Annotated in this window: 7 protein-coding genes; 2 read left to right on the plus strand and 5 right to left on the minus strand. The window is 39.5% G+C overall.

The features are described 5' to 3' along the window. Positions 1 to 2,457 carry a hypothetical protein gene (locus KJ593_07990; GenBank protein ID MBU2541823.1) on the minus strand — a complete coding sequence of 819 codons (2,457 nt, stop codon included), beginning with the start codon at positions 2,455 to 2,457 and terminating at the stop codon, positions 1 to 3. A 251-nt stretch (positions 2,458 to 2,708) separates the two neighbouring features. Next, positions 2,709 to 3,872, minus strand: a complete 1,164-nt coding sequence (locus KJ593_07995) for an AAA family ATPase (protein ID MBU2541824.1) — start codon at positions 3,870 to 3,872, stop codon at positions 2,709 to 2,711. 414 nt (positions 3,873 to 4,286) lie between these two features. Between KJ593_07995 and KJ593_08000 the strand changes: the two genes are divergently transcribed. Both KJ593_08000 and KJ593_08005 read left to right on the plus strand, forming a co-directional pair. Further along, on the plus strand, positions 4,287 to 4,886 hold the full coding sequence (locus KJ593_08000) for a nucleotidyltransferase domain-containing protein (protein MBU2541825.1): 600 nt from the start codon (positions 4,287 to 4,289) through the stop codon (positions 4,884 to 4,886). Between the two features lie 6 nt (positions 4,887 to 4,892). Then, positions 4,893 to 5,300 (plus strand): HEPN domain-containing protein, encoded by a 408-nt coding sequence (locus tag KJ593_08005; protein ID MBU2541826.1) that lies wholly within the window; start codon positions 4,893 to 4,895, stop codon positions 5,298 to 5,300. A gap of 92 nt (positions 5,301 to 5,392) precedes the next feature. On the opposite strand, the gene KJ593_08010 is transcribed toward KJ593_08005, so the two are convergent. From KJ593_08010 to KJ593_08020, 3 genes are read right to left on the minus strand one after another with little or no spacing between them, the layout of a single operon-like run. Further along, positions 5,393 to 5,722, minus strand: a complete 330-nt coding sequence (locus KJ593_08010) for a PilZ domain-containing protein (GenBank protein ID MBU2541827.1) — start codon at positions 5,720 to 5,722, stop codon at positions 5,393 to 5,395. 53 nt (positions 5,723 to 5,775) lie between these two features. Further along, positions 5,776 to 6,156, minus strand: a complete 381-nt coding sequence (locus KJ593_08015; GenBank protein MBU2541828.1) for a PilZ domain-containing protein — start codon at positions 6,154 to 6,156, stop codon at positions 5,776 to 5,778. Between the two features lie 58 nt (positions 6,157 to 6,214). Then, positions 6,215 to 7,531: a PilZ domain-containing protein gene (locus KJ593_08020; protein ID MBU2541829.1), complete on the minus strand. Its 1,317-nt coding sequence runs from the start codon at positions 7,529 to 7,531 to the stop codon at positions 6,215 to 6,217. Positions 7,532 to 7,543 lie beyond the last annotated feature (12 nt).

Consider the following 7,543-nt stretch of genomic DNA (forward strand, 5'->3'; position numbering starts at 1 on the left):
TTATCCCATCACCACTTTAACCTTATATGTCTTTCCAGCTCTCCTTGGTTTAATCACATTATCTTCCTGCAGGATGCCATCTACATATACTGCATCTACACCTTTAGATTTTCGCTTGGGATTTTGAATCTCAATATCGTATATAGCACCTCTAAAGGGTCTGCGAATAAAAGCTCGCTTCCAGTGACTTGGGATGCAAGGGTCAAGTCGTAAACCGTCAAAATCACTATGGGCGCCCAATAACCACTGCGTTCCTGCCATGAAATTCCATCCAGCAGTTCCGGTAATCCAAGTAAATGCCCCTTCTCCATACAGGTAAGCATGGCCGGGGCCTACGAGATATTCTGCCCAAACATAGGGCTCTGTCTTGTATAATTCGTAATCCGGTTGCAGGTTAGGCATAATCTTACGCATAGACTCATAGGCGTAATTTCCGTAGCCCTCTGATAAGAGAGCCACTACCATAAAGGTAGCTGCGTGACAAAATACAGCGGCGTTTTCTTTCGTCCCTTCGGAAAACATGCTAATCCTGCCTAACTTAGGATTAAATTTACTATAGGACGGTAAAAATAAGGCAAACCCGTGTTTTCCGTCCAGATATTTTTTTACTGATTTTACAACCTCGTCAACCCTGCCTGCATCATGGGCTACACCCGAAAGTATTGCCCAGGATTGACTATTAAGAAAGACTCTCCCTTCTCTATTAACTTTAGAACCATATACTGAACCATCGTCCGTAAACCCGCGCTTATACCAGGCGCCATCCCAGCCAATATCATTTATGCGCTCAGACATAGTCTTGGCTTTGTCTAAGAATTCTTTTTTCTTTTGCTTATCGCCTACTAATTCGCAAAGCTGGACGAAAATTCGCAAACTTCTTACCAAGGCCTGGGCTAACCAGACGCTCTCTCCTTTATGCTCTTTACCGGCAGCGTCAATAGCATCGTTCCAATCAGCATGCCCGATTAAAGGAAAGCCTCTTTCCCCGACGTCGTTAAAACAGAAGTTTAAATTCTTCTCCAAATGTTCTAAGAGCGTTCCCTCGCCGTCAGTGGTAGGACCGCCTTTGAAATTTAAATCTATCTCCCAACCGCCGAGCCACCTATCCTTTAAATAAGGAATGTACTCAAAAAGGATGGATTTGTCTCCTGTCTCGCAAATATAGGCATGGACTGTTGCGGTAAGCCAAATCTGATGATCTTTATTCGGCCTATGGTCGCCCGGACCTGAGGTATCCGCCCATCCCGGAGCGCTGGTGCCGTCTTTCCTGATAAGAGAGCCGATATGCAGTATACGCCGACGCGTAAATTCAGGATTGATTGAAACAATACTTTCTGAATCCTGGCAGGAATCCCGGTAACCCCTGCCTCCGCTTCCCTCATGATAGTAACTTGGTGAACGGCTCCAGAGATTGCAGATGTAGAGCTGGTACTTAACCCAGATGTTCATCATAATATCAAAATTCTTATCCGGGGTAGTTATCCAGATATTATCAAGAATACGCTTGCGCCAGAGTGCCTTAACCTCCTCCAGTTCCTTCTTAACTGTCTTTAGGCTGCGATATTTGCTAAGCAAGTGCGAAACATTAGCTATGCCCTTAGTCTGGCCTAGTATGATTACAAATTCCTTAGTCTTACCAGGGGCAAGCTCTAGCTTATGACGAAGGCATGCTATGGCATCTTCTCCGGAACAACTGCTGACATTTTTAAAACTATCCTCAAATACCATTTCTGGCTTCTCATCAGTGTTGTATCTTCCCAAAAAGTCATATTTTCTCGTCACGTGGCCGCTAGGCTTCAAGGAAGAGGCAAAGAAATTCAGATACGCATAAGACTTAATATCCATATCGCCCCAGGCCGCAGTCTTTTTAGCCAGAATACAGTTATGCCGTTTGTCAAACCAGACGCGATTGTATAAATTCATAATATTGCGATAGCGAAGCTCTAAATGATAATCGCCGAGCAGCCATTCGCAATAAGGAAATAGCTCTAAGCTCCTTTTTTTCTTGCTTTCGTTTTTTATATTTACCAGCCAGATCTCGCAGGTGTCTTTGGTGGGCACAAAATAAGTCACCTTAGAGGAAATACCATTAAATTTAGAATAAATCTGGGTATATCCTAAGCCGTGACGGCACTCGTAGTTATCAAGTTTTTGTTTTACCGGCTGATAAGTCAAGCTCCAGATTTTCGTCGTGTGTCGTGTGTCGTGTGTCGTGTGTTTATTATCCTGGGATTTGACATATATATAACGGCCGGGCCTGTCAACCTGCCAGTTTTCCGGAAGCCAGCGCAATAGGCGGTCAGTACGGCAATCCTTATAAAAACTATAGCCACCACCAGTATGAGAAGAAATCGCGCAATAATCTTCATTAGTCAGATAATTAATCCAAGGCCGGGGGGTATTAGGGTTGGTAATTATGAATTCTGTTGCGTCCTTGCTGAAATGGCCATATTTCATATTTGATATCCTTTCTAAATTTTAGTGAGTTAAGGTAATAAGGGAAATTTCTCAAGCAATCATAAGAATTTAAAATAACACAAATAGATAGGCGGGTCAAGCCTTTTATCTTAATTGATCTGAGTTTGTAAGAACTGATTTTGCAAGAAGATCTCAAAAATCGGTCATCCTTTACTCCAGTTAAGTTCGGCCCTCTCTAACATTGTAATTGTCTACACTGACTAATATTGATAACCGCTATAAAAAGGAAACTAAAGTACCTTACCTTGCCATAATTCACTCAAAAAGTTACCCCACGGTAATATCTCTATTTTACCATGAAGCCTCTTTTCCTTCTCATTACAAATAATAATGCTTCTTTTTGGAGAATGTTCTTCCATAAAAGCTGTTAGCCCGTTTAAATCCCTTTTGTCCAGGCGACCTGACCCTTTGATCTCTATGGCAATCTTTCCCCCTCCCAGCACTAAATCTACTTCCATACCTGACTTTGTTCTCCAGAAATTTATTTCAAATTCCCGCGAACAATATGCACGGTAAGCAACTATTTCCATAAGTAAAAAATGTTCAAGCGCTTTCCCAAATTCCACGCCTCTCTCATTCTCCAGATGCCGCTTTGTCAAACAGCCGGCAACACCTACATCAAACAGGTAATATTTCGAGGCCTTAGTAATAACCTGTCGTGATTGCCTCTTTTTGAAAGGCTCAATCCTAATAGCCAACAACGTATCAATAAGAATCTGATAGTATTCTTTTACAGTCTTTGAATCTACCCCGCAATCACGAGCGATATTGTAATAGTTTGTAAGCTCACCATGTGAATAACCAAAGGCATCAATAAATCTTGAAAATGCAGGAATGTTTCGCGTTAACCCTTCGGCAAAAATTTCCTCTCTCAAATAATCCTGTACATATGCTTTCAAAGATTTCCTGCATTCGTTATCGTCTTGTAAATAGTGCACTGGTATCATTCCGTGATTTAAGATATGTAAGAGATTTGGGGCTTTAAGTTCAGCCGTAACCAGCGGAAACATTTCAAAACGCCATGCTCTTCCCCCTAAAAGATTAACGTGTCCTCTCCTTAATTTTCTAGCACTTGATCCACAAAGAATAAAACGTAATCCTTTGTTCTCGATCAACCAATGCACTTCATCAAGAATCTGTGGAATCTTCTGCACTTCATCAAGTACTATTGGATGCTTTATGTCACTCTTATCCTTTGCAAGTAGTCTTTCTCGTAATAGTGCTGGATTCTTAGATACTTCAATAAAAAAGTCTGTCTTTAAAAAATCATATATCAGACTATTTGGAAAATGTTTTCTCAAATAGGTAGTCTTGCCTACTTTTCTAGGCCCCCATAAAAACGCGGATTGTCGCTTAGGAAGCCTTATATTCAGGATTCTCTCTATATTTCTCATTTTGTATTATACTCCATATTAGCCTTACTAATTTGGAGTATATTCCATTTTTGGAAAATAGTCAAGTCTTTTCTTTTGCTCCTTTTGTAGAATTACGATGATCAAAACCTCTAGTCTCTACTTGTAATTTTGCATTCCAATTGCAAATATGCCATATAATTTATCGCCTGGCAAGCCCTTGCTCTCCGGCTCCCGCAATCCACTTTCCTTTTAGCTCATCCATCTGGGCAATCTTTGACCAGATCTCAGAAGAGATATTTTGCAGCCTTTCTCTAAATTTACTCCTATTCCCAGGAAAATGGTTATCTTATATTTTAACTATATAAGATTACAATTGTATGTCGAGTATTTTCTTGTTGACAAACGATAGAAATATGTTACACTTGTAACAGATATGTTACATAAGGAGTAGGTATGAAATTCCACATCCCATTATTAGATGTGCTAAACTCAAGGACAAAAGTAAAGATTATGAAGTTCTTATTAACCCATGAGGCCTCTATGAGTGAAAGGGAAATAGCCTCGATTTTAAAAGTCTCACATATGAGTATAAACAGGACTATGAGAGAACTTGCGGATTTTAATTTCGTAAACTTTATCAACGTTGGAAAAGCACATCTATGGAAGATAAATCGTAAAAGTTATGCTTTTAAAATCCTATCGGAATTAATTCAGGGGGTTTCAATTATCAAAGAACCTTTAGGACAACTAAAAATCACTCTCTTGCGAAATTTACCTAAAACCCTAGTTAAAAAAGTTGTTCTTTTTGGTTCGGTGGCAAAGGGATTAGAAAAACCAAATAGTGACATAGATCTATTTATTTTGGTTAAAGATAAACAAACTAAGATAAAACTTGAACCTGCAATTGAAAAGCTATCAAATTTATGTTTCGAAATATTCGGAAATAGATTATTCCCTTACATCCTTACAGACCAAGAACTAAAACAGAAGGAAAAATTAAAACTTATCTCTGAAATTGAAAAGGGTATTCAATTATTCCCGAAAAGGAAATAATAAATAATGGTCTCTAAAGTAAAAACTAAAGACGTTTCAAAATCGCTATATGTTAATTTTCTTAAACGTGCCGAAGAATGTTTTCATGCAGCACAAAGTTCTTCCTCTGTCCAAGAGTGGAATGCTGCAACAATTAATGCTATTCACTGTTGCATTGCGGCTTGCGATGCTATGTGTGTATATTATTTAGGCAAGCGCTTTACCGGTGAAAAGCATCAGAATGCAGTTGATCTTTTTAAGGTAGTCAAAAGTGGCGATGAAAACTTAAACACAAATGCAAATAGAATCCTAAGAATTCTTCGCATTAAAAATATGGCAGAATATGAAGAAAGGCTGGTTTATAGATCTGAAGCAGAGAAAGTGTTAAAAGACTCTCAAAGGTTGCTTGAATATGTTAAAAAAGAACTACCATAAGTTGTATTTTTAACTCTCCTTCTTTAAATCTTCTAGACGCTTAAAAACATTATCTATGTTGTATCCCCTTCGACTTTCCTATGCACCATTTTTTAGCGATTAAGCATATCCTGCAATACTGAAAATGCTACTAAATTCACAGACTGTTCTCTTAAGGCAATGCCAGCGCGCCAGCCCTCAGGAAAATACTCCCTTGACCAGATAACGTTCCCGGCAAGAGTGAGAAAATCTCCTTTCTTTGGAACCTTAACCTTTAAGTCAACATCGCCTTCTAATGGCAGTCTATCCTTGCTGAATATACCCAATCCCTTTGCGCCCAAATCTCTTACCTCTGCCTCTAGCTCTGTATTAACCTTTTTTGAGCTAAGAAACAAAGGGAGTTTCAGCCCAGTCCTGTCAAAGTAACGACGTTCTTCCTGCATGTTCCCTACACCTCCTTTTATATACAGACGATCTCGAAATGCTAAGTTGTGACTTAATTCAAACCTTCCCACCACTTCTTCGTAAGTTCATGCTTACAAAAATTATATGAATAGTTGAAAATTCTCTCTTTATCAATATCCCTTAAGCTATCAAACCTTACGCCTGTCTTAACATATAACTCTCTGGCCTCTGAAAATATATCTTTCTGCCAGAGAATCTTAGCTTTCGCACATATGTAGCGGTCTTCATCAGAGACATCAATAACTAATTCCAATTCTGCGTCTGGTGGATGTCTCTTCTCAGAAAGAAAACTCAAGCCACCAATGCTGATGTCACTTGCCTTGGCCTGATTTTCAGCTTCTTCTATTCCGGCCTGCTTAACACCTACACCTGTCTCTAGATTCCAGCGAGCATTCTGCCTTCTTTCCTGCATAGTCTACACCCCCTCAGCTATATTTTACACCCAAATAATGTTTTTTTGGGAATTTTTATCAACAAATTCCCACGAATACCTCCTTCATAACCACACTTATTGCACCAAGTGCAACTGCTTTTTTCTCGTCAATATCGCTAATTAACACCTTGATTGTCTCTGTCTCTTTAATATCAGCCAGCTTCAGTTTCTCTTGAAGCATATGTTTTAATTGCGGTAGTTCTTTCTGGACTCTTTTTGCGATATAGATAACATCCGGACCTAACAGCTCTATCAATGCCAAGGCCCTATCTTGTAACTCTAATGTAACTAATTCTACCTTGCCTTCAATTTCCTTCTCAGGCTTATAGATATCCCCTGCTAATATCAGACTTAACAGATGCCTTGAGTGTATATAGAGAATATTCTTATTAGACAATTCGCGCAGCATCCACATCTGGGCATAAGACTCTAAATGGAAATTCTCTTCAATAACTACCGGTAAGCTAAATTCTCGAAAGATGTAATCTTCAAAACCTGTATGTTGCTGCATATCAGCTAAGCCAATGCCAATACCTAAAACCTGGCTTGCCTTTGAGCCTAACTTACCTATAATACTGCTGATAAGGCTCCTAAGCTCTGTCTCTATATCGTTTTTATCTCTAATCGGCTTTTTATCTTCTAAAATTATATCAAATGCCATATTTGCTACTAATGCCAGCATGTATCCAGCCTCAGCATTTACTTCTATACCCAAAATCAAACCAAAGTCCTTATTAAGCTCTAATAACTGGGCACGTCTGCCGCCGCTGGATAAATCCAGGCCACAATCAAAAACCAAACCTGCTCTCAAAAAGTCTTCAATAAACTTACCCACGCTTACGACGTTCAGGTCTACTTGTTTAGATATATCTGCCTTGGTTACCGGGCCAAATCTTCTGATATAATCAAGTATCGCAAAACTCCTGCGTTCTTTATCCGCTAACTCAACAAGAGGCTGCTTTAGGAATTTTATCTTGCGAGTCTCTTTCTTCTCTGGAGTTACCTTTTGATAGATATATGTCAGATAAGTTTGTTTCTGTTTTTCATCAATCTGTATTATCTCCAAACCCACACCGCTTATTGAGTCCTGCTTTCTCTTAACCCAGGCAACCTGACAGATAAGGCGCATAGGCTTGCCTTCTCTATGAAGCTGTAAATCAAGATGCACTATATTGCCGATTGACTCTAAAGAAAGATTGTGGGAAACAAACAGACCGCCCTCAGAGATATTTAAGCTCTTAGCCTCGCTCCAGGCAGACTCGGTCCTATCCGAGAACCTGAATCTTACTGGCAGGGTCTCAGGCAAGCGCTGGAATCTTCTCTTTTCGTTGTGGGCTAACGTATTATTAAACATCTCTATTCATTA

Source organism: Candidatus Omnitrophota bacterium (assembly GCA_018830005.1).
Taxonomy (GTDB): Bacteria; Omnitrophota; Gorgyraeia; order JAHJTE01; family JAHJTE01; genus JAHJTE01.

Bases quoted from the DNA above. Each gene is read 5' to 3' on its own strand.
- KJ593_08010 (MBU2541827.1), bottom strand. From the start codon at position 5,722: ATGCAGGAAGAACGTCGTTACTTTGACAGGACTGGGCTGAAACTCCCT.
- KJ593_07995 (MBU2541824.1), bottom strand. From the start codon at position 3,872: ATGAGAAATATAGAGAGAATCCTGAATATAAGGCTTCCTAAGCGACAA.
- KJ593_08015 (MBU2541828.1), bottom strand. From the start codon at position 6,156: ATGCAGGAAAGAAGGCAGAATGCTCGCTGGAATCTAGAGACAGGTGTA.
- KJ593_08020 (MBU2541829.1), bottom strand. From the start codon at position 7,531: ATGTTTAATAATACGTTAGCCCACAACGAAAAGAGAAGATTCCAGCGC.
- KJ593_08000 (MBU2541825.1), top strand. From the start codon at position 4,287: ATGAAATTCCACATCCCATTATTAGATGTGCTAAACTCAAGGACAAAA.
- KJ593_08005 (MBU2541826.1), top strand. From the start codon at position 4,893: ATGGTCTCTAAAGTAAAAACTAAAGACGTTTCAAAATCGCTATATGTT.
- KJ593_07990 (MBU2541823.1), bottom strand. From the start codon at position 2,457: ATGAAATATGGCCATTTCAGCAAGGACGCAACAGAATTCATAATTACC.